Origin of the sequence: Geodermatophilus saharensis (genome assembly GCF_900188205.1) — a bacterium.
In the GTDB taxonomy this organism is placed as follows: Bacteria; Actinomycetota; Actinomycetes; order Mycobacteriales; family Geodermatophilaceae; genus Geodermatophilus; species Geodermatophilus saharensis.
The window spans coordinates 96,633-117,376 of sequence record NZ_FZOH01000008.1 but is presented as its reverse complement, the minus strand read 5'-3'; the positions used below and the strand labels follow the sequence as shown (position 1 = coordinate 117,376).

At 77.3% G+C, this 20,744-nt stretch carries 19 protein-coding genes and 1 riboswitch; of the genes, 10 read left to right on the top strand and 9 right to left on the bottom strand.

Annotated features, from left to right (window positions below; translation table 11 throughout):
• Positions 1-165: 165 nt before the first annotated feature.
• From CHC04_RS18390 to CHC04_RS18370, 5 genes are all read left to right on the top strand, one after another.
• Complete coding sequence (locus CHC04_RS18390; RefSeq protein ID WP_245817438.1) at positions 166-1,368, top strand: DUF222 domain-containing protein; 1,203 nt, start codon at positions 166-168, stop codon at positions 1,366-1,368.
• Positions 1,326-2,954, top strand: a complete 1,629-nt coding sequence (locus tag CHC04_RS18385; RefSeq protein WP_089405524.1) for an acyl-CoA dehydrogenase family protein — start codon at positions 1,326-1,328, stop codon at positions 2,952-2,954. The genes CHC04_RS18390 and CHC04_RS18385 overlap by 43 nt, the downstream gene beginning before the upstream one ends.
• A 164-nt stretch (positions 2,955-3,118) precedes the next feature.
• The gene (locus CHC04_RS18380; protein WP_089405523.1) at positions 3,119-5,221 is read left to right on the top strand and encodes a putative bifunctional diguanylate cyclase/phosphodiesterase; all 2,103 of its coding nucleotides are present in this window, start codon (positions 3,119-3,121) and stop codon (positions 5,219-5,221) included.
• Positions 5,222-5,348: 127 nt separating this feature from the next.
• Positions 5,349-6,053, top strand: coding sequence for an NYN domain-containing protein (locus CHC04_RS18375; RefSeq protein WP_245817437.1), 705 nt, complete (start codon positions 5,349-5,351; stop codon positions 6,051-6,053).
• Between the two features lie 56 nt (positions 6,054-6,109).
• Positions 6,110-6,346, top strand: coding sequence for a hypothetical protein (locus CHC04_RS18370; protein WP_089405396.1), 237 nt, complete (start codon positions 6,110-6,112; stop codon positions 6,344-6,346).
• 7 nt (positions 6,347-6,353) lie between these two features.
• On the opposite strand, the gene CHC04_RS18365 is transcribed toward CHC04_RS18370, so the two are convergent.
• Positions 6,354-6,851 (bottom strand): ATP-binding protein, encoded by a 498-nt coding sequence (locus CHC04_RS18365; RefSeq protein WP_089405522.1) that lies wholly within the window; start codon positions 6,849-6,851, stop codon positions 6,354-6,356.
• A gap of 162 nt (positions 6,852-7,013) precedes the next feature.
• Between CHC04_RS18365 and CHC04_RS18360 the strand changes: the two genes are divergently transcribed.
• A complete protein-coding gene (locus CHC04_RS18360) occupies positions 7,014-7,709 on the top strand; it encodes a GAF and ANTAR domain-containing protein (protein ID WP_089405395.1) in 696 nt (231 codons plus the stop codon).
• A gap of 9 nt (positions 7,710-7,718) precedes the next feature.
• On the opposite strand, the gene CHC04_RS18355 is transcribed toward CHC04_RS18360, so the two are convergent.
• Positions 7,719-8,678, bottom strand: coding sequence for a nucleoside hydrolase (locus CHC04_RS18355; RefSeq protein WP_089405394.1), 960 nt, complete (start codon positions 8,676-8,678; stop codon positions 7,719-7,721).
• Between the two features lie 40 nt (positions 8,679-8,718).
• Between CHC04_RS18355 and CHC04_RS18350 the strand changes: the two genes are divergently transcribed.
• Positions 8,719-9,594, top strand: a complete 876-nt coding sequence (locus CHC04_RS18350) for an ATP-grasp domain-containing protein (RefSeq protein WP_217897443.1) — start codon at positions 8,719-8,721, stop codon at positions 9,592-9,594.
• On the opposite strand, the gene CHC04_RS18345 is transcribed toward CHC04_RS18350, so the two are convergent.
• On the bottom strand, positions 9,575-10,996 hold the full coding sequence (locus CHC04_RS18345; protein WP_089405393.1) for an APC family permease: 1,422 nt from the start codon (positions 10,994-10,996) through the stop codon (positions 9,575-9,577). The genes CHC04_RS18350 and CHC04_RS18345 overlap by 20 nt on opposite strands.
• A gap of 327 nt (positions 10,997-11,323) precedes the next feature.
• On the opposite strand from CHC04_RS18345, the gene CHC04_RS18340 reads away from it, so the two are divergent.
• The 3 genes from CHC04_RS18340 to CHC04_RS18330 all read left to right on the top strand — a co-directional run bounded on the left by CHC04_RS18340 (position 11,324) and on the right by CHC04_RS18330 (position 16,035).
• Complete coding sequence (locus CHC04_RS18340) at positions 11,324-12,214, top strand: hypothetical protein (RefSeq protein ID WP_089405392.1); 891 nt, start codon at positions 11,324-11,326, stop codon at positions 12,212-12,214.
• A gap of 692 nt (positions 12,215-12,906) precedes the next feature.
• Positions 12,907-13,794 (top strand): trypsin-like serine protease, encoded by an 888-nt coding sequence (locus CHC04_RS18335; RefSeq protein ID WP_089405391.1) that lies wholly within the window; start codon positions 12,907-12,909, stop codon positions 13,792-13,794.
• 159 nt (positions 13,795-13,953) lie between these two features.
• On the top strand, positions 13,954-16,035 hold the full coding sequence (locus tag CHC04_RS18330; protein WP_245817435.1) for a SpoIIE family protein phosphatase: 2,082 nt from the start codon (positions 13,954-13,956) through the stop codon (positions 16,033-16,035).
• A gap of 80 nt (positions 16,036-16,115) precedes the next feature.
• Here the strand turns inward: CHC04_RS18330 and CHC04_RS18325 are convergent, their stop codons facing one another.
• From CHC04_RS18325 to CHC04_RS18300, 6 genes are all read right to left on the bottom strand, one after another.
• Positions 16,116-16,541, bottom strand: coding sequence for an ATP-binding protein (locus tag CHC04_RS18325; RefSeq protein ID WP_089405389.1), 426 nt, complete (start codon positions 16,539-16,541; stop codon positions 16,116-16,118).
• Positions 16,542-16,639: 98 nt separating this feature from the next.
• Positions 16,640-17,230 carry a thiamine phosphate synthase gene (locus CHC04_RS18320; RefSeq protein WP_089405388.1) on the bottom strand — a complete coding sequence of 197 codons (591 nt, stop codon included), beginning with the start codon at positions 17,228-17,230 and terminating at the stop codon, positions 16,640-16,642.
• Positions 17,227-17,997: a thiazole synthase gene (locus CHC04_RS18315; protein WP_089405387.1), complete on the bottom strand. Its 771-nt coding sequence runs from the start codon at positions 17,995-17,997 to the stop codon at positions 17,227-17,229. The genes CHC04_RS18320 and CHC04_RS18315 overlap by 4 nt, the downstream gene beginning before the upstream one ends.
• Positions 17,998-17,999: 2 nt before the next feature.
• Positions 18,000-18,200 carry a sulfur carrier protein ThiS gene (gene thiS, locus CHC04_RS18310; protein ID WP_089405386.1) on the bottom strand — a complete coding sequence of 67 codons (201 nt, stop codon included), beginning with the start codon at positions 18,198-18,200 and terminating at the stop codon, positions 18,000-18,002.
• On the bottom strand, positions 18,191-19,312 hold the full coding sequence (gene thiO / locus CHC04_RS18305; protein ID WP_089405385.1) for a glycine oxidase ThiO: 1,122 nt from the start codon (positions 19,310-19,312) through the stop codon (positions 18,191-18,193). Before thiO ends, thiS begins: the two co-directional genes overlap by 10 nt.
• Positions 19,309-20,640 carry a purine-cytosine permease family protein gene (locus tag CHC04_RS18300; protein WP_089405384.1) on the bottom strand — a complete coding sequence of 444 codons (1,332 nt, stop codon included), beginning with the start codon at positions 20,638-20,640 and terminating at the stop codon, positions 19,309-19,311. Before CHC04_RS18300 ends, thiO begins: the two co-directional genes overlap by 4 nt.
• Positions 20,639-20,737, bottom strand: a riboswitch (TPP riboswitch). (Overlaps the previous gene by 2 nt.)
• Between the last annotated feature and the right edge of the window lie 7 nt (positions 20,738-20,744).

The window sequence follows — 20,744 nt, the reverse complement described above, 5'->3', positions numbered from 1 at the left end:
GGTATCCTTCGATCATGTGTTCGAGTGGGTGGCAGGCCGGTGACGACGTCCTCGACGACGTCGCCGCGCTGGTGGCCTAGCGCCCCCGGATCGACGCGTTGCTGGCCCGCGGGGTGCGCGCGGCGGAGCTGGCGCCGGCCCCCGGAGCGGGACGGGTTGACGAGCATGGTGTCGTGGCTGGCCGGGCACTGCCGGCTGTCGTCTGCGGCTGCCGCCCGGCTGGTGACCGTCGGTCGCGCGCTGGAGCACCTGCCCGTCCTCGCCGAGGCCCACGAGGCCGGCTGGGTGAGCGCCGAGCAGGTGGCCGAGGCCGCCCGGGTGGTCACCCCCACGCGGCGGGCGGCGGCCGCCACGCAGGGGGTGGACCTGGCCGCCATCGACGCGGCACTCACCCAGGTCGCCGTCGACGGCGAGCACGCCGACCTGGTGCTGGTCGTGAAGCACTACTGCGACGCGCTCGATCCCGACGGCCCGGAACCGGATCCCCCCGAGGGCCGGTCGCTGACGCTGTCCCGGCACGCCGACGGGTCGCTGTCCTTCCGCGGGCACCTGGACGCGGTGGGTGGGGAGAAGCTGCAGGCGGCGCTGGAGCCGTTCGTGCAGGCCGACCGCCCCGCCGGCGACGAGCGCACCCGCGCGCAGCGGCAGGGCGATGCCCTGGTGCAGCTCGCCGACACCGCGCTCGCCGCCGGCAACCTGCCGACGCTGCGGACGGTCAAGCCGCACGTCGCCGTTCGGGTGGACCTCGACGACCTGGCCGACCCCGCCACCGGAGCGGGCGCGGGGAGCATGGGTTTCGGTGCGGTGATCTCCGCCGCCCGGGCCCGGTGGCTGGCCTGCGACGGCGCGATCTCCCGGGTGGTGTCCGGCCCCGACGGGGTTCCGCTCGACCTCGGCCGGTCCCGGCGGCTGGTCGGCCGGCAGCTGCGCCGCGCGGTGGAGCTGCGTGACGGCGGCTGCGTGTTCGCCGGCTGTGATGCGCCGAGTCACCGGGCGGACGTGCACCACCTGGTGCACTGGTGGAAGGACCCCCGCCACTCGCCAGCTCGCGGCGGGCCCCTACGCGAGGGCCGACCACCACGGCTTCCGCGTCGAACGCCAACCCGACGGCCGCTGGCGCACCTGGCGACCCGACGGCAGCGAGATCACCGTCCCGGCACCCCTCGCCCCGACACCACTCGTCCCCGCCGCCTGGCGCCACCCCGACCCCGCACAGGACCCAGCCCGCCCGCCGTTCCACGTGGAACGGCGGGGCGGCGTGCGTGGACGACGACGGGCGCGCGCGGCGAGGGCCGGGCGGCGGGGCAGGCCGTACGGTGCCGGCCGTGGGCGCCACGCACGAGGTCACCAACCAGGTCCCGCCGCTGACGGGGTACGACCCGATCGCCGGGGACGCGGTGCTGGCGGAGGCCTGCGTCCGGCACGCGGACCCGGCCACCCTCGCCTCGCTGGCCGACCTCGGGCGGGTGGCCGGGAGCGAGCAGGCGCGCGAGTGGGGCCGGCTGGCCGACGAGAACCGGCCCGTCCTGCGCAGCCACGACCGCTACGGCCACCGGGTCGACGAGGTCGAGTTCCACCCCGCCTGGCACGAGCTGATGCGGACGGCGTTCGCGCACGGCCTCGCCGGCACCGCCTGGGCCGCGGCCGACGCCGGCGACCGGCACGCCCACGTCCGCCGGGCCGTCGGCTACCTCGCCTGGACGCAGGTCGAGGCCGGCCACGGCTGCCCCGTGACGATGACCTACGCCGCCGTCCCCGCGCTGCGCGCCGCACCCGCACTGGCCGCCCGCTACGAGCCCGGCCTCACCGGCACCGGCTACGCCCCCGGGCTCACCGACCCCGCGGCCAAGCCCGGCCTCGTCGCCGGCATGGGCATGACCGAGAAGCAGGGCGGCTCCGACGTCCGCACCAACACCACCCGCGCGGTGCCGGCCGCCGACGGGACCCACGCGCTCACCGGGCACAAGTGGTTCACCAGCGCCCCGATGAGCGACCTGTTCCTCGTCCTCGCCCAGTTGCCCGAGGGTCTGTCCTGCTTCCTCGTCCCGCGGGTGCTCCCCGACGGCAGCCGCAACGTCTTCCGCCTGCAGCGGCTCAAGGACAAGCTCGGCGACCGCGCCAACGCCTCCAGCGAGGTCGAGTTCGACGGCACCACCGCGTGGCTGGTCGGCGACCCCGGCCGCGGCGTCCCGACGATCATCGAGATGGTCAACGCCACCCGCCTCGACTGCGTCGTCGGCTCGGCGGCGACCGTCCGTGCCGCGCTCACCCAGGCGCTGCACCACGCCCGTCACCGCCGCGCCTTCGGCGCCCTGCTCGCCGACCAGCCGCTGATGCAGAACGTGCTCGCCGACCTCGCCGTCGAGAGCGAGGCCGCGACGGCGCTGGCGATCCGGCTGGCTGCCGCGGTCGACGGCGGCGAGACGGCGTTCCTCCGGCTGGCCGGTGCCGCGGCCAAGTTCCTCGTCTGCAAGCGCACGCCGGCCGTCGTCGGCGAGGCGATGGAGGTCCTCGGCGGCAACGGCTACGTCGAGGAGTCCGGTCTGCCGCGGCTGTACCGGCAGGCGCCGCTCAACGGCATCTGGGAGGGCTCGGGCAACGTCATCGCCCTCGACGTCCTGCGGGCGCTGGGCCGGTCGGGGGAGTCCCTCGCCGCGGTCACCGCCGAGCTCGAGCTCGCCCGCGGCACCGATCCCCGCTTCGACGACGCCGTCAAGCGGCTCGCCGCCGAGCTCGGCGACCCCGACGCCCTGCCGCTGCGCGCCCGCCGCGTCGCCGGACTGCTCGCCCTGTGCCTGCAGGCGTCGCTGCTGCTGCGGTACAGCCCGCCGGAGGTCGCCGACGCCTTCTGCGCCACCCGCCTCGGCGGCGACTGGGGCACGGTGCTGGGCACCCTCCCGGCCGGCGTCCCGGTGTCCCGCCTGGTCGAGCGGTCCGTCGTCGCGCCGTCGTGACGGAACGGGAGGGGCGGCTGGGGCCGTCCCGTGCCCGACCCTCCGCCACTCCACTACTCTCGGACAGGCGTCGCGCACGGACCGACTTCCCATCCCGTCCCGGTCCGTTCCCGGAGGCGGCCCGCTGGGCGACACCCGGAGTGCGGCAGGGGGAGAGAGAGCGCGTGCAGCAATCCGACCGTGCAGTCACCACCGCACCCCCGGACCTGCTCGCCAGCGTCCCGGACGCCGTCTGCCGCCTGGACGCCGAGTGGCGCTTCACCTGGGTGAACGCCGCCCTCGCCGAGCTCCTGCAGCGGCCGCCGGGGCGCCTGCTGGGCCGCCCGGTGCGCGACTGCGTCCCCGACGTCCTCGGCTCGGAGCTGCAGGCGCACGTGCACGCCGCCGTCGAGGAGGGCCGGCCGCGGGCCTTCGAGTACCTCTACGAGCCGCACGACCGGTGGTTCGAGGTGCGCGTCTCCCCGGACGCCCACGGCGGGGCCGTGGTCTTCCTCCGCGACGTCGACACCCGGTACCGCCAGCAGGCCGCGCAGGCGCGCCGGCTGGAGCAGATGGCCGGCGTCCTGGACGCGCTGCCCTCGCCGACGGTCCTGCTCGACGGCGACGGCCGGATCCTCATGGTCAACCGGGTCTGGGCGGGCAACGCCCACCTGGTGCGCGCCAGCGGCTGGGAGCCGGCCGACGTCGGCGACGACTACGTGGCCCGGATCCGGCAGGGCCTCTCCCGGGCCGATGCCGAGCGGATAGACGACGGGCTGCGGCTGCTGCGCACCGGGCCGGCCGACGTCGTCCCGCGCACCTTCGCCCACGACTACTGCCACGACCTGGGCGAGGACACCACCTGGTGGCGGCTGCAGGCCGCGCGCGTGGACGAGACCGGGCAGGTCGTCGTCACCCACACCGACGTCAGCGAGCGCGCCCGCGGCGAGCGGCGGCTGGCCTGGCAGGCCTCCCACGACGACCTCACCGGCCTGCCCAACCGGGCCCGCGTCCTCGAGCTCATCGAGGAGGCGCTGGCCGACGAGTCGTCGCGGACCGCCCTGCTGTTCCTCGACCTCGACGGCTTCAAGACGATCAACGACTCGCTCGGCCACGAGGTGGGCGACGAGCTGCTGCGCCAGGTGGGCGGCCGGCTGGTCGGCCAGGTCCGTCCCGACGACGCCGTCGCCCGGCTGGGCGGTGACCAGTTCGTCGTCCTCGCCCGGTCCTGCGACACCCCGGAGGCGGCCGCGCTCGCCTTCCGCCTGCAGCGCTCCTTCACCCGGCCGTTCAGCGCCGCCGGGCTGAGCGTGCCGGTGTCGGCGAGCATCGGCGTGGCCGTCGCCCAGCCCGGCCAGCGGCGCGCCCACCACCTGCTCAGCGACGCCGACGCCGCCGGCTACGCCGCCAAGGCGGCCGGCCGGGACCGGGTGCGGCTGTTCTCCCCCGACCTGCGCGACGCCGCCCGCTGGCGGATGGACGTCGCCACGCGCCTGCGCGACGGCGCCATGGACCAGTTCGTCGTCCACTACCAGCCCGTCGTGCGGCTCGACACCGGCGCGGTCGAGGGCGTCGAGGCGCTGCTGCGCTGGCAGCACCCCGAGCGCGGGCTGCTCGCCCCCGACGCCTTCCTCTCCGTCGCCGAGGAGACCGGGCAGCTGATCCCCATCACCCGCTGGCTGCTGCGCGAGACGACCCGGCAGGCCGCCGAGTGGGCGCGGCAGGGCCTGGCCCTGCGCATGGCGGTCAACATCAGCGCCCGGCACTTCTCCGCCGAGACCCTCGTCCGCGACGTCCGCACCGCGCTCAGGGACTCCGGCCTGGACCCCGAGCAGCTCATGCTCGAGCTGACCGAGACCTCCGTCGCCGAGGACCCGACCCGCGCCGAGGACCAGCTCGCCGTGCTGCGCGGCTTCGGCGTCCGGGTCGCCATCGACGACTTCGGCACCGGCTGGTCCTCGCTGGCCCAGCTCATGGCCCTGCCCATCGGCACGCTGAAGATCGACCGCTCGCTCATCGCCGCCGCCGAGCGCCTGGCCTCCGGGGGCACCGGTGCGGTGCTCGGCGCCATCGTCGAGCTGGCGCACACCCTGGGCATCCGCTCGGTCGCCGAGGGCGTGGAGACCGCCGAGCACCTCCGCATGGTCCGCGAGGCCGGCTGCGACTCCGCCCAGGGCTACCTGCTGGCCCGCCCGATGGCGGCCGCCGACGTCGAGCGCTGGGCGTACCGGGTCCGCGACGGCGGCGGCGACTCCTGCGCGATGGCCCTCGCCGGCCGGCTCGGCTGAGCCGCGGCAGCGCCGTGACCGGACGGGCCGGGTGAGGAGGCCGGTGCGCCGTCGCGCCGTCCGCCGGGCGACCTCACCGGCCGGGCCGCCCGTCCGGGTGCCGGAGGCCGCCGGGCAGACTGCCCCCGTGACCGAGACCAGCCTGGCCGAGGAGCCCGTCGCGGCGGTGCCCGCCTCGCCCGACGACGAGCAGGGCCGCGGACGACCGGCGCTGGACCTGCTCATCTGGGACGCGCCGAACATCGACATGACCCTGTCCACGGTCATCGGCGCCCGGCCCACCGCGGCCTCCCGTCCGCGCTTCGACGCGATCGCCGCGTGGTTCGTCGACGGGGCCGGCGACCCGGCGGCCCCGGACGCGCCCGAGGTCGAGGCCTGCGTCTTCGCCAACATCCCGCCCGTCGTCGGGTCGCTGCAGCGCTGGGTCGAGGCGCTGCGCGGGTTCGGCTACGCGGTGTTCGCCCGGCCCAAGGCCCAGCCCGACGACGACATCGACCAGGCGATGCTCGACCACATCGACGTCCGCCGGCACAGCCACCGGCTGCGCCGCCTGGTCGTCTTCTCCGGCGACGGGCGCAACTTCGCCGAGCCGCTGGAGGAGCTCGCGCGCGCCGGCACCCAGGTCGTCGTCGTGGCCTTCAGCGAGGTCGCCGGCTACGCCATCGGCTCGGACCTGCTGGAGTTCATCGACATCGAGGACGTGCCCGGCGCCTTCTCCGCGCCGCTGGACCGCGTCCGCCTCGACGCCCTGCCGCCCGACGGCGCCTGGCTGCGACCCACCCGGAGCCTGCGCGACTTCGTGTCCTCCTGGACCGCCCGCCGCAGCGGCTGACACGCCCGGCGCCGCACGGCGGTGTCCGCGGCGACCCGCCGGGGAACGACAGCCCCATGGCGGTCTGCGAGGTCTGCGGCAACGACTACGACATGAGCTTCGAGGTGGTGGCGCAGGGCGCGCGGCACACCTTCGACAGCTTCGAGTGCGCCATCCACCGCATGGCCCCGATCTGCGAGCACTGCGGCGTGAAGGTGATCGGCCACGGCGTCGTCGTCGAGGGGCAGTTCTACTGCTGCGCCCACTGCGCCCGCGCCGAGCACCGCGACGCGGCGGTCGCCGACTCCGCCTGAGCGGCGGTCAGTCGCGCGGGATCTCGGGGCTGCGCGGCTCGGGGACCCGGTCGCCGATGCCCTCGAGCGGGGCCAGGCCCGAGGGCAGCCGCGCCCAGACGTGCTTGCGGCCGGGCCGGCGCTCCCAGCCGTAGTCGACCGACAGCTGCGCCACCAGGTGCAGCCCCATCCCGCCGAGGGAGGGGTCGCGGTCGACGGCCGGCACCGGCGGGCGTTCGGGCGCCTCGTCGCTGAGGTCGAGCAACCAGCCGGAGGGGCCGGCGACGACGAGGGCGCGCACGTCGCCGCCGCCGTGGCGCAGCGCGTTGGAGGCCAGCTCCTCGAAGACCAGCAGCAGGCCGTCGCGGGCGTCCTCGGTCGACGACGAGCTCACCGACGGGTGCGCGATGCGGGCCCGCAGGTCGGCGCGGACGCGGGAGACCACGTGCATGGCCTCCAGCTGCCAGTGCCAGACGTCCCCCGCCACCGAGGGCACCGGCGCCAACGGCCACGCCTCCTGGGCCATCGTCACCCCTCGTGTCCCGTCCTCCGGCGCCTCACCGGCGTCCATCCTGACCGAAACCGCCGACGGCTGCAGCGGCGGCCCCTGGTGGAGGGACCGCGGCCGGGAGCGCTCCGTGGGCCGCGGCCTCCCCGGTGGGCCGCCGCGCCGGGCAGGATGGCGCCCGTGGAGGACCTCTGGCGGGCACTGAGCAGGCTGCAGCTGGTCGACCGGGAGCTGTCCGACGTCCTCGGTGAGGTGACCCGGCTGGCCGCCGAGCACGTGCCCGGGGCCGAGTCGACGTCGATCACCCTCGTCCGCGGCGACACCCCGGTCACCGCGGCGCACCACGGCGACATGGCGCTGGTGGCCGACGAGATGCAGTACGAGCGCGGGCACGGCCCCTGCCTCGACGCCGGCCGCGCCGGCGTGCAGCTGCGCATCGACGACATGCGCACCGAGACCCGCTGGCCCGACTACAGCGCCCGGGTGGTCGACGTCGGCGTCCTCAGCTCGCTGTCCACGCCGCTGCCCTACCAGGGCACGTCGATCGGCGCGCTGAACATCTACTCCACGCAACCGGACGCCTTCGCCGCCGAGGCCTCGGCCGAGGCGGCCCGGGAGGTGGCCGAGGCCGTGGCGGTCGCCGTCGCCAACGCCGACGCGCACGCCAAGCTCGGCGACCACGCCCGCAACATGGAGCTGGCGATGCAGTCGCGGGCGGTGATCGAGCAGGCCAAGGGCGTGCTCATGGCCCAGCGGGGGGTCGACGCCGAGGGCGCCTTCGACATGCTGCGCGCGGCCTCGCAGCGCTACAACCGCAAGCTGCGCGACATCGCCGCGGGCATCGTCGCCTCCACCCAGGGCGCGCCGCGCGCCTGAGCGCCGGGCTCAGCGCGCCCGTGCGGCGAGACCGGCCAGCCGGCTGACGAGGAACTCCACGGCGGCGGCGCTGTCCACGGTCTCGGCGACGTCGACCGCGGTGGGGGAGTCCGACACCGCGCGGCGGTCGACCAGCGTCTGCCCGCGGCCGGCGCCCCGGGTGGTGTCCACGACCACGTCGCGGCGGACGGTGCCCAGCGTCCCCGGCACGATGGCCTCGGTGAGCGCCAGCGCGTCGTGGACGACGACGCCGGTGGTGCCGTACGAGCTGCGCGCGTGGTCGACGTACTGCTGCAGGATCGCCGCCGCCGTCGCCCCCACCGGCCCGGCCGCGGCGAAGCGGGCGATGCCGTCCTCGCCGAGCACCGTGGGCACGGTGACGTCGAGCCCGACGAGCACGGTGGGCACCGCCGAGCCGAGGACGCGCGCCGCGGCCTCCGGGTCGGCCCACACGTTGAACTCGGCGGCGGCGGTGACGTTGCCGCCGCGCGAGGCCGAGCCGCCCATGAGCACCAGCCGGTCGATCCGCGCCGCGGCCTGCGGGTAGGTGGCCAGCAGCAGCGCGACGTTCGTCCACGGCCCGATGGCGGCCACGGTCACCGGCTCCTCGCTGGCCAGCAGCAGCTCGGCGAGCGCGACGACGGCCGGCCGCGGGTCGACGGCGGCCGGCGACGGCGCCAGCTGCGCCCCGCCGAGGCCGGTCTGCCCGTGCACGTGCCCGGCCCGCTCCGGCTGCGGGTAGACCAGCGACTCGGCGGCACCGGCGGCGACGGGGACGTCGGAGCGCCCGGCCAGGTGCAGCACCCGCAGCGCGTTGTCGGTGGTCTGCGCCAGCTCGACGTTGCCGTGCGTCGTCGTCACCAGGCGCAGGTCGACCTCGGGGCTGGCGAGGGCGAGCAGGATCGCCAGCGCGTCGTCGATGCCGGGGTCGGTGTCGATCACCAGGGGTCGCGGTCGGCGAGCAGCCACCCGGTCATCCCAGCAGACCCCGTCGGGCAGGATCGAGCCCGTGCCCGACGTGCTCCTCGCCAGCTGTGCCGCCGCCACCGGGAAGGACGAGGACGAGCCGCTGCTGCTCGCCGCCCTGGCCGCCGAAGGCGTGTCCGCCGCTCCCGCCGACTGGGCCGACGACGGCGTGGACTGGGGCGCTGCGAGCGCCGTCGTCGTCCGCTCCACCTGGGACTACGCGCCGCGGCGCGAGGAGTTCCTCGCCTGGGCGCGCCGCGTGGAGGCCGTGACCCGGCTGGCCAACCCCGCCGACGTCCTGACCTGGAACACCGACAAGCGCTACCTGCGCGAGCTGGCCGCCGCCGGGGTGCCCGTCGTCCCCACCGCCTGGGCCGAGGCCCCGGACGACGTGGCCACCGCGCTGGAGCGCTGGCCCGGCGACGTCGTGGTCAAGCCGGTGGTGTCGGCCGGTGCCCGCGACACCGCCCGCTTCTCCCCGGCCGAGCGGGAGCAGGCGCGCGCCGCCGCGGAGGGGATCCTCGCCGGCGGTCGGGCGGTGATGGTGCAGCCCTACCTCGACCGGCTCGATGCCGAGGGGGAGACCGGGCTGGTGTACGTCGACGGCGCGTACAGCCACGCCTTCGGCAAGGGCGCGCTGCTGGCCGGCGGGCCGCTCGGCGAGGGGCTCTACGCCGAGGAGGAGATCACCTCCCGCACCGCGACGCCGGCCCAGCGGGCGATCGGCGACCGGGTGCTGGCCTGGGTGGCCGAGCGGACGGGGCGCACGCCGCTCTACGCCCGCGTCGACCTGGTCCCCGGCGACGACGGCGACCCGCAGGTGATCGAGGTCGAGCTCACCGAGCCCAGCCTCTTCCTCACCACCGACGGCGGCGCCGCCGACCGGCTCGCGGCGGCGATCAGGCGCCGGATCGGCTGACCGCCGCCGCCTCGTGCGCCTCGGCCCGCCGCCGCGGCGCCGCCGTCACCGCGTAGAGCAGCAGCCCGAGGGCCGGCAGCACCCCGGCGAAGGCCCAGGTGCGGGCCTCCTGCCGCCAGAGCAGCAGCAGGCAGGAGGCGGTGCCGAGCACCGGCAGCACCAGCGGCGTCCGGAAGTGCGGCGCCTCGACCCGGTCGCGCCGCAGCACCAGCACCGCGGTGTTGGTGCTGAGGAAGACGAACAGCAGCAGGAGCACCACGGTGCTGGCCAGCGTGGCGAGGTCGCCGGCGACGCTGAGCCCCATCGCGACGGCGGTGGTCACCACGATCGCCACCCAGGGCGTCCGCCGCCGGGGCAGCACCCGGCCGAGGACGGCGGGCAGCAGCTGCTGCTCGGCCGGCCTGTACGCCATCCGGCTGGCCATGATCATGGTGAGCAGCGCGCCGTCGGCGACGGCGACCAGCGCGACCAGGCTGAACAGCCGGTCGGGGATGCCCGCGTCGGCGGCGCGGACCACCTCCAGCAGCGGCCCGCTGGACCCGGCCAGCTCCTCCGGCGGCAGCACCACGGCGGCGGCGATCCCGACCAGCACGTAGACCAGCCCGGCGGTCAGCAGCGCACCGAACAGGGCCCGCGGGTAGACCCGCCGCACGTCGCGGACCTCCTCGGCGAGGTTGGCCGACGTCTCGAAGCCGACGAAGGAGTAGTAGGCCAGCAGCGCCGCCGAGAGCACCGCCGTCGCCGCGGACACCCCAGGTGGGAACTCCAGCGCCCGGGCCGGCTCGCCGTCGCCGCCGAAGAGCACCACCGCGCCGAGGACGACGACGAGCACCAGCCCGGAGGTCTCCACCAGCGTCATCACCAGGTTGGCGCGCAGCGACTCCTGGATGCCGCGCGCGTTGAGCAGCGCCACGGCGAGCAGGAACACCAGCGCGGCGGGGGCGGCGGGCACGTCGAGGAAGACGCCGAGGTAGTCGCCGGCGAAGGCCAGGGCGAGCCCCGCGGCGCTGGTGACGCCGGCGGCGAGCATGCAGAAGCCGACGAGGAACGCCACGACGGGGGAGCGGAAGGCGCGCTCGGCGAAGACCGCCGACCCGCCCGCCCGCGGGTACTTGGTGACCAGCTCGGCGTAGGAGGCGGCGGTGAGGAGTGCCAGCAGCAGCGCCACGAGCAGCGGCACCCAGATGGCGCCGCCCACCTCCGCGGCCACCGTGCCGACCAGGGCGTGGACGCCGGCCCCCAGCACGTCGCCGAGGACGAACAGGTAGAGCAGCGGGCCGGTGACGGCGCGGCGCAGCTTCGTCCCGGACCCGTCGGTGCCGGCCGGGGCCGTGGCGGTGGACCCGGCAGTGGATCCGGCGGCGGACCCGGTGGCGGACGGGGCGGGGAACGGCCCGGTCACCGATCGAGTCCGGGCAGGCCCGTTGGCGGCAGCAACCGGACCGGCCGGTTCCGGGACGGGGCCGACACGCCGGGCGCGCCGGGGCGTGTCCCGGGGTGACCGCGGGTCCGGCAGGGCGGTTCCACGCTCGGCGGCCACCGACCTGTCGACAAGTGCTCGCCGTCAGCACACGGTCACCAACGCGCAGGTCAGGGCGGCACAACGGTTGCGTCACGGGGCCTCCAGGACGTGTCCCGACGAGCCGTCCGCGAGGCCCGCGGTCCCTACCGTTCTCCTCGTCCGCGGCACCTTCCCCGGCCGCGGACACAGACCCCCGAGGAGGCCGGCATGGCGATCGACCGCGCAGCAGTGCTGTGGTCGGCCCCACTGCCGCCGGTGTCGGAGCCGGTGTCGGAGCCGGTGGCGCCGGCCGCGTCGTCGGCTCCGGCTGTGGCTCCGGCGCCGGCCGTGTCGCCGGACGACCTGGCGGTGACCGGCCTCCTCGACCTGCTCGGGCGCGCCGACGTGCCGCCGCGCCGTCGCCGTCCGGTCCGGGCCGCCGTCCCGCGGCACCCGGTCGCCCGGCGGGCGCTGCGCCCGCTGCCGGTGGCCCGCCCGGTGCCGACGCCGCGGCCGCGGCCCCCGGCGGCCGCGGCGTCGCCCGCGGCGCCCACCGTGCTCCCGGCCCCGCCCCCGGCCCCGGCGCCCGCGGCGGCCCGGCCCGCTCCCGGCTCGCGGCTGCGGGCGCGCCTGCGCGCGGCCGTCCGCCGCCTGGCCCTGTGGGGCGCCGGTCCCGACGGCGCCCACGCCGCGTGGCCGACCCCGCCGGTCGTCGTCCCGCCGGCCGGTCCGGGCCTGGTACGCCGCCTGGCGCTCTGGGGCGCCGGTCCCGGCGGTGCGCACCTCGCCTGGGGCGCTCCCCGGCAGCCGGCCCCCGCTCCGGTCGCGAACGGGCCCGTGGTGCTCACCGAGCTGCCGAGCACCCCCACGGTCAGGCCCGCGGTGCCTTCCCCCACCGCGGCGTCTCCTCCGGCCGGCGCCGCCGGGCCGGTCCCCGCTCCCCGCCGGGCGGCGCCGGCGCTGGTCCCCGCGGGCTGGCCGGTGCGCCCCGCGCCCGGCTCCTCCCGGGCGCGGGCGCCCGACCCGCCGGTGTCCCTCGCCGGCGCGGTGCGGACCCGGGGCGACCCGGCCGTGCACCGGGCCCGGGGCTCGCCCCGGCCCCCACCGGCTCCCGACTGAGCCCCCGCGCCTCCTCCTCCCAGGACGTCGCGCGTCCGCTCTCCTCGTCGACCGAGCTCGACGGGCCCGGCCACCCCCTTCCCCCCGTGGGTGGCCGGACCGACGGCCCGCTCCGCGAGCAGTCCCCTCCCGGCCTCCACGGCCGCCCCTGGCCCTCCCGCGGCACCTCTCCGCCGCCGGCAGACCGCACCGCACGACGATCCGGCCTCGACCTCCCGCCGACTGACCCGCCCCGGGTGCAGCGCGCGGACCCTCCCGGGAGGCCCGGACGCGACGCGGGACGGCGACCCCGGCAGCGCCCGCGGGCGAGGACCCAGGCCCTGCCGGTGCCCGGCGCAGGACGACCCGCCCCGTCGTCCCCGGGTCTCTGACCGGCACGACCTGGCCAGGACGGCGCCGGCGGACCGGGACGGCCCACCGGCCGCCCGAGGGAGACGCTCGCCGGACCGGGACGCGGTCCCGGCCCGGCGCCGCGACGAGACGGACCGCAGGACGCCGTCCCGGGAGCCCGGGGTGAGGGGACCACGGCCTCGACGGGCGCCCCAGGAGCGTCGGACCGGCAGCCGGCCGGCCCGCTCCCGGGGCGCCCGTCCGGCACTTCCGGGGCCCTCGAGTTGCGGATCCGGTCGGTGCAGGGTTCGTTGCCCTCCGTGGGGTCGCCGTCCGGCGGCCCGACGACGGAGAGGACGAGGATGCACGCACGCACGAAGGCGGTGCTCGCCGGAGCCGCCGCCCTGCTCACCGCCGGACTGGTGGCACCCGCCCCGGCCGGCGCGGTCACCGGGGGCATCGAGGACACCGGCAACACCTACAGCAACGTGGGGATGCTGGCCTTCTACAGCGACGGCGGCCGGTACCGCTGCTCCGGCACGCTGGTCAGCCCGACCGTCGTCCTCACCGCCGCGCACTGCACCGACGGAACCGACGGCAAGACCCTGGTGACCTTCGACTGGGAGGTCGCGCGCACCCAGCCCGCACCGGGCGAGCCCTCCGCGCTGCCCGTCGCCGCCGACCCCGCGGCCGGGTACACCGGGAGCGAGGAGACCGACGGCTCCGACTGGTACTCCGGCACCGCGCAGACCCACCCGGGCTACTCGGACTTCACCGACCAGCGGAACTGGAACGACGTCGGGGTCATCGTCCTCGACGAGCCGGTCGCCGGCATCGAGCCGGCGCAGCTGGCCGCCCCGAACGAGCTCGACCGGTACGCCCAGCCGCGGCTGAACTCCACGACGTTCCGCGCCGTCGGCTACGGCACCGAGGTGCGGCAGGCCGACTCCGGCCCGCAGAAGCCGACGCCGATGAGCTACCCGATCGTGCGCCGCTACACCGACGTCGTCGGGCAGAAGCTGACCGCGCAGATCCTGCAGGTCAACGGCAACGAGCACGACGTCCGCGGCGGCGGCGGCACCTGCTTCGGCGACTCCGGGGGCCCGACCTTCGGCCCGTCGGGCACCGTCGTCACGGTGACCAGCTACGGCTACACGGGCAACTGCCGGTACCTCGACGGCCTGCAGCGCGTCGACATCCCGGTCGTGCAGGACTGGCTCGCGCAGTTCGGGGTCACCCCGGCCGCCTGAGCCCTCGACGGAGCCCCGGTCCGCCGGCCGCGGACCGGGGCTCCTGCACGCCCCGGGGGGTGTCGACTCCAGCACACCGGTTGTCTCCCCCTGCCCCGGCATGGGAGAAAGGACGGCGGACCGCCGCTCTCCCCCGCACGAATGGACCTCCCCCTCCCCGTGACCGTCCCCGAGCAGCGTCCGGGGTCGCCGGGTGGGGCGCTCCGGCCGCTGTCCCTCCTCCCCGACGACGCGGAGGTCAGCCGGCTCCGCATCGAGCTCGCCATCGACGCCGCGGGGATCGGCAGCTTCGACTGGGACCTGCTCACCGGCCGGCTCACCTGGGACGAGCAGCTGCTGTCCCTGTTCGGCTACCGGGACGGCGGCTTCGGCGAGACGATCGACGCCTTCGCCGAGCGGCTGCACCCCGACGACCGCGATCGCACCCTGCAGGCGCTGCAGGAGGCCGTCGAGACGGTCGGCACCTACGAGGCCGAGTTCCGCGTGGTGCTGCCCTCCGGCGACACCCGCTGGGTGCAGGGCCGCGGCCGGGCGCTGGCCGACTCCCGCGGCCGGCCGGTGCGGCTGCTGGGTGCCGCCCTCGACACCACCCGGCTGCGCGAGGGCGACTCGCGCGTCTCGCGGGTGCTGGAGACCATGCGGTCGGCGTTCTTCGCCCTCGACCGCTCGTGGCGGTTCACCTACGTCAACGCCGAGGCCGAGCGGGTGTTGCACCGCAGCCGCGAGGAGCTGCTCGGCGGCGACCTCTGGGAGCTGTTCCCCGCCGCCGTGGGCAGCGACTTCGAGGTCAACTACCGGGCGGTGATGGAGCGGGGCGAGGAGCGGGTCTTCGACGCCTACTACCCGCCGCCGCTGGACGCCTGGTACGAGGTCCGCGCCTGGCCCGGGCCCGACGGCCTGTCGGTGTACTTCCTCGACGTCACCGAGCGCCGCGCCGCCGAGGAGCGCGCGCGGGCCGGCGCCGCCCGGCTCGCGCTCCTCGCCGAGGTCAGCGCGCTGATGTCGACGGCGCTGGGTTCCGCCGCGGCGGAGCGGGCGGCGCTGCAGCGGGTGGCCGAGGTCGTCGTCCCGGTCCTGGGGGACTGGGCGATCCTCACCCTGGCCGACGGCACCGACGGCCGCATGCACGACGTCGCCAGCTGGCACGCCGACCCCGCGATGCGGCCGGCGACCGCCGCCTACGCCGGCCTGCGGCTGGCCTCCATCGCCCCCGACGCCCCGGTGCTGCAGGCGCTGGGGTCGGGCCGGCTGCTCACCGTGGCCGACGTCCCGGCGGTGGTCCGCCCGACGCTGCCCGAGGGCGAGGTGCGCGAGGTCTTCGACGCGCTCGCCCCGCGGACGGCGGTCACGCTGCCGCTGCTGGCCCGCGGCCGCACCCTCGGGGCGCTCAGCGTCTACCGCGGCGCCGACCGGCCCGCCGCCACCGCCGAGGACGTCGCCGCCGCCCGCGAGGTGGCCGACCGCGTCGCGCTCGCGCTGGACAACGCGCGGCTGTTCGACCAGCAGCGGCGGCTGGCCGAGGCGCTGCAGCGCAGCCTGCTGACCGCGCCGCCGCAGCCCGACGACGCCGAGATCGTCGTCCGCTACCAGCCGGCCGTGCAGGTCGCCCAGGTCGGCGGCGACTGGTACGACGCGTTCCTGCAGCGCGACGGCGCGACGGTGCTCGTCATCGGCGACGTCGTCGGGCACGACACCGAGGCCGCCGCGGCGATGGGACAGCTGCGCGGGATGCTGCGGGGCGTCGCCCACCGCGGCGACACCCCGCCCGACGCCGTCCTCGCCGAGCTCGACGACGCCATGGACGCCCTCGGGCTGCACACCATGGCCACCGCGGTGGTCGCCCGGGTGGAGCAGACGCCGGAGCAGCGCGCCGCCGGGACGACGACGCTGCGCTGGTCCAACGCCGGCCACCCGGTGCCGCTGCTGCTCACCCCCGAGGGCGAGGTGCACCGGCTCGGCGGCGCCCGGGGGCAGCTGATGCTCGGCGTCGACCCGAGCGCGCAGCGCACCTCCCAGCAGGTGGAGGTCCGCCGCGGCTCGACGCTGCTGCTCTACACCGACGGCCTGGTCGAGGGCCGCGACCTGCTGCTCGACGAGGGCACCGACCGGCTCTGCGCCGCGCTGGCCCAGCTCGCCGACCTGCCGCTGGAGCGGCTGTGCGACGCGCTGGTCACCCGGCTGCAGCCCGAGGGCCTCCAGGACGACGTCGCCCTCGTGGCCATCCGCCTCCACCCCCAGTAGGAGGACCTCCCTGCCCCCACGCCTCGCGGGCTCGGCGCGGGCCCCTGCAGGGAGGCCGTTCCAGCACCTCGCCATGGGGCTCACCCGGGGGGCAGCACCGCCCAGACGGTCTTGGCGTCGCCGTCGACGTACCAGCCGTGCGCGGTGGACAGCTCGGCGATCAGGTAGAGCCCCAGCCCGCCCTGGCCGGGGTCGCGGTCGACGGCGGGCGTGGGCGGGGAGCCGGCGGCGCCGTCGGACACGGCGACCAGGAAGGCGTCGCCGGTGCGGCGGACCGCGGCCTCGACGTGCCCCCCGCCGTGGCGCAGCGCGTTGGAGGCCATCTCGTCGAGGACCAGCAGCAGCCGGTCGCGCAGGTCGGCCGGGCCGTCGACCTCGCCCGACCGGCGCAGCTCGTCGCGCACCTCCGGCAGCTGGGACACGTCGGAGAGCTGCCAGGACAGCCCGTCCCACGCGGGCGGCGGGGGTGCCGGAGGCCAGCCGGGCACGGCTGGTCCGCGTCTCACCCGTCAGCTCCTCGCGCGTCCCGCCCCCTGCTGGGCACCGATGTCGAACACCTGCGTATGGCTCGCGACGGCCGCCGTCAAACACGGAGGGACGGAGGTCACACCCGCTGGGCCCGGGCCAGCGCGGCGACGTAGTCGGCGACCACGGCGGGATCGCGCATCACCGGCCCCATCACGGCCACGCCGGACGCCCCCGCGGACAGGCAGCCCGCCACGTCACCGGGGAGGACGCCGCCCAGCGCCAGCACCGGGGGAGCGGCCGGCGCCAGCGCCGCCAGGCCCGCGGTGCCGAGCGCCGGGCCGTAGCCGGGCTTGGACGCGGTGGGCGCGAACGGGGACAGCGTTCCCCAGTCGCAGCCCTCCGCCGCGGCGCGGGCCAGCTCGGCGGCCGAGTGGCAGGAGCGGCCGACCAGCGGGGGCCGGACCGCGGGGAACGGGTCGGCCGCCGACAGGTGCACGGCGGTGCCGGCCGGGGCGCCGTCCGCCCCGCCCCACACCAGCAGGCCATCGACCGGGTCGAGCACCGCGCGCAGGTCGGCGGCCAGCGCGGCCCGCTCCGGCCCCGGCAGGTCCCGGTCCCGCAGCCAGACCGCCCGGGCGCCGGCCGCCACCGCGGCCGCGACCACGTCGGGCAGCGGGCGGCGCGCCTGCGTCCGGTCGGTGACGACGAGCAGGCGCGGTGCGCTCACAGCGCCGGCAGGCCCACGGGCGATGTCGAGGCCTCCGCGTACAGGCGCCGCGGGATCCGGCCGGCCAGCCGCGCCAGCCGGCCGGCCTCCACCGCCGAGCGCATGGCCAGCGCCATCCGCTCGGGGTCGCGCGCGCGGGTCACCGCCGAGGCCAGCAGCACCGCGTCGCAGCCCAGCTCCATCGCCAGCGCGGCGTCGGAGGCGGTGCCGATGCCGGCGTCGAGGACGAGCGGGACGTCGACGGCCTCGCGCAGCAGCGCGATCGCGTGCGGGTTGCGGATGCCCAGGCCGCTGCCGATCGGCGAGCCCAGCGGCATCACCGCGGCGCACCCGGCGTCGGCCAGCCGGCGGCCGAGCACCGGGTCGTCGGTGGTGTAGGCGAGCACGGTGAACCCCTCGGCCACCAGCTGCTCGGCGGCGTCGAGCAGCTCGACGGCGTCGGGGAGCAGCGTGACGTCGTCGCCGATCACCTCCAGCTTGACCCAGTCGGTGCCGAACGCCTCGCGTGCCAGGCGGGCGGTGCGCACCGCCTCCCGGGCGGTGCGGCAGCCGGCCGTGTTCGGCAGCAGCCGGACGCCGGCCCGGTCGAGCACCCGCACCATCGAGCCGCCCGCCGACGCCTCCACCCGGCGCAGCGCCACGGTCACCAGCTCCGTGCCGGAGGCGTGGACGGCGGCCTCCAGCGCCTCGAGGCTGGGCACCCCGCCGGTGCCCAGCAGCAGCCGCGAGGTGAACGCCACCCCGCCGAGCTCGAAGGGGTCGGTCATCGTCAGCCTCCTGCGGTCGGGGCGAGCACCTCGACGGCGTCGCCGGGTGCGAGCGGGGTCGCCGCCCAGCTGCTGCGGGGGACGACGTCGCCGTTGCGGGCCACGGCCACCCGGTCGTGCCCGGCGGCCCGGGCGGCGACGAGGTCGGCCACGGTGGCGCCGTCGGCCAGCTCGGCCGGGTCGCCGTTGACGGTCAGCTGCACTCGGGTCCTCCGAAGCGGTCGGCGGTGAACGGGGCGGCCGGCTGCGGCAGGGCGCCGGTGGCCAGCAGGTCGGCGGTGGCCTCGGCGGTCACCGGGGTGAGCAGCACGCCGTTGCGGTGGTGACCGGTGGCCAGCACCAGCCCGGGCAGCGACGAGGGCCCGAGCAGCGGGGCGTTGTCCGGCGTGCCCGGCCGGAAGCGGGCCAGCGTCTCGGTCAGCTCCAGCTCCTCGACCTCCGGGACGACCTCGACGGCGTCGTGCAGCAGGTCGTGCACGGCGCCGGCGGTCACCCGCGCGTCGAAGCCGCGGTCCTCCACGGTGGCCCCGACGACCAGCCGGTCCCCGCCGTACGGGACGAGGTAGACGGGCCGGCCGCGCACCAGCGCCCGGACGGTGCCCGCGAGCAGGCCGCCGGCGCCGGCCAGGCGCAGCACCTGCCCCTTCACCGGGCGCACCGGCAGCGGCGGCACCCCGGGCAGGGCGCCGCTGTGCGCGCCGAGCGCGAGCACGGTCGCCCCGGCCGCGACCACGCCCCCGGAGGCCAGCCGCAGTCCCGCGGCCCGGCCGCCGTCGACCACGACCCCGGCCACCCGCTCCCGCACCAGCCCGACCCCGGCGGCCGCGCACGCCGCCAGCAGCGCGGCGTGCACCGCACGGCCGTCGACGGAGTGGTCGCCCTCGACCAGCAGCCCGCCGCGCACCCGGGTGCCGAGCGCCGGCTCCCGGCGGCGGGCCTCCCGCGGGGTCAGCCGCCGCGCGGCCAGGCCGAGCTCGCGCTGGAAGGCGTGCAGGGCGTCGAGCTCGCCGACGTCGTCCTCGCCGAGGCCGACCACGAGCGTGCCCGCGGTGCGAAGCTCCACCGGCCGCCCCGACGCGGCCGCCAGCTCGGCGGCGAAGTCCGGCCAGCGCTCCAGGGAGGCCAGGCCCAGCCGCAGCAGCGGCTCCTCGCGGTACCCGACCTCGGCGACCGGCGCGAGCATCCCGGCCGCGGCGGCCGAGGCGCCGCTGCCCGGGGCGTCGTCGGCGACGGTCACCGACAGCCCGCGCCGGGCGGCCCGCCAGGCCACCGCGAGCCCGATCAGCCCGCCGCCGGCGACGGCGACGTCGGTCACCGGCGGCGGGTCGCCAGCGTCACCGGCACGGTGAGCACGACGGCGACGGCGAGCCCCACCAGCGACGCCGACCAGCCGTTGGCCGGGTCGATGCCCAGGTCGGCCTGCCGCGCGGTCCACCACGCCGTCCAGCCGGCGCCCGGGCCGGGGAAGTACGTGGGCAGCGTGAGCTGGTAGGCGACGAACCCGGCCAGCCACGGCAGCAGGTACAGCGGCCGGGCCGGGGCGGTGTCGGAGGTGTCCCAGCGCCCGCGCGGGGTGGTCCAGTAGGCGACGATCAGCACGCCGGCCAGCGGGACGAACACCGCGCCGATGAGGAAGAGGAACGGCTCGTAGGCGGCGACGTCGAGGGTGAGGGCGAGCAGCGTGGCCACGGTGCCCACGGCTCCCGCGAGCACCCGCCGGTCCAGCCGCGCGACGACGTTCTGCGCCGACACCGCCGTGGAGTAGAGGTTGGCGAAGGCCTCGTCGAGCTCCACGGCGACCAGCACGAGCACCGCCAGCGCGCCCAGCGGGACGGCCAGCAGCGCGTCGACGACGTCGAGCCCGGCGCTGCCGTAGGCGGCCAGCGCCAGCACGCCCAGCACGAACATCACCACGGTGGCCAGCCCGTAGCCGACCGCCGACCCGACGCCCGCCGCGCGGGCGCTGCGCACGTGCCGGGTGTAGTCGGCGGCCAGCGGCACCCAGGAGACCGGCAGCGCGATCACGACGTCGGCCGCCGTCCAGAACGACGTCGCCCCGCCGCCTCCGACCGGCGGCAGCGGCTCGGCGAGCACCTGCACGAACAGGTAGGCGACGGCGGCCAGCGCCGTCCACACCGCGTACCGCGCCAGCACCCGGACGACGCCGAGGGGCCGCAGCGCCATCGCGGTGGCCAGCACGCCCGCGGCGACGACGAACGGCCAGCGCGGCGCGCCGAGCACCCGGGAGGCGGCCTCGGCGATCACGACGATCTCGAACGTCGCCCAGCCGACGCACTGCACCAGGTTGAACGCCGTCGGCAGCCAGGACGTGCGGCGGCCGAGCAGCCCGCGCAGCAGCACCATCCCCGGCACGCTCTCCCGCGCGCCGGCCGCGGCGACTGCCCCCAGCAGCGCCGAGCCGACCACCGCGCCGACGACGACCGCGGCGACGGTGACCGACAGCGGCCGCCCCGGCAGGACGACGAACACCGCCGCCACCGGCAGCAGCAGGCTGACGCCGAGGTTGGCCCACAGGCCCAGGGTGTCGGCGAGGCCGAGGGTGCGCGGTGGCGCGCCGTCGAGGGTCAGGGGCGCCTCGGCGGTGCCGACGACGCCGGTACGGACGGGATCCGCCGCGCTCATGCTCGCTCCCTACGCCGGCATTACCCGGTCAGGTTCCAGCGGTCGGCGGCGCGTCCAGCCGCCCTCTCAGCCCGGTCGACCCGAGCTCCCGCACGTGGCGCGGC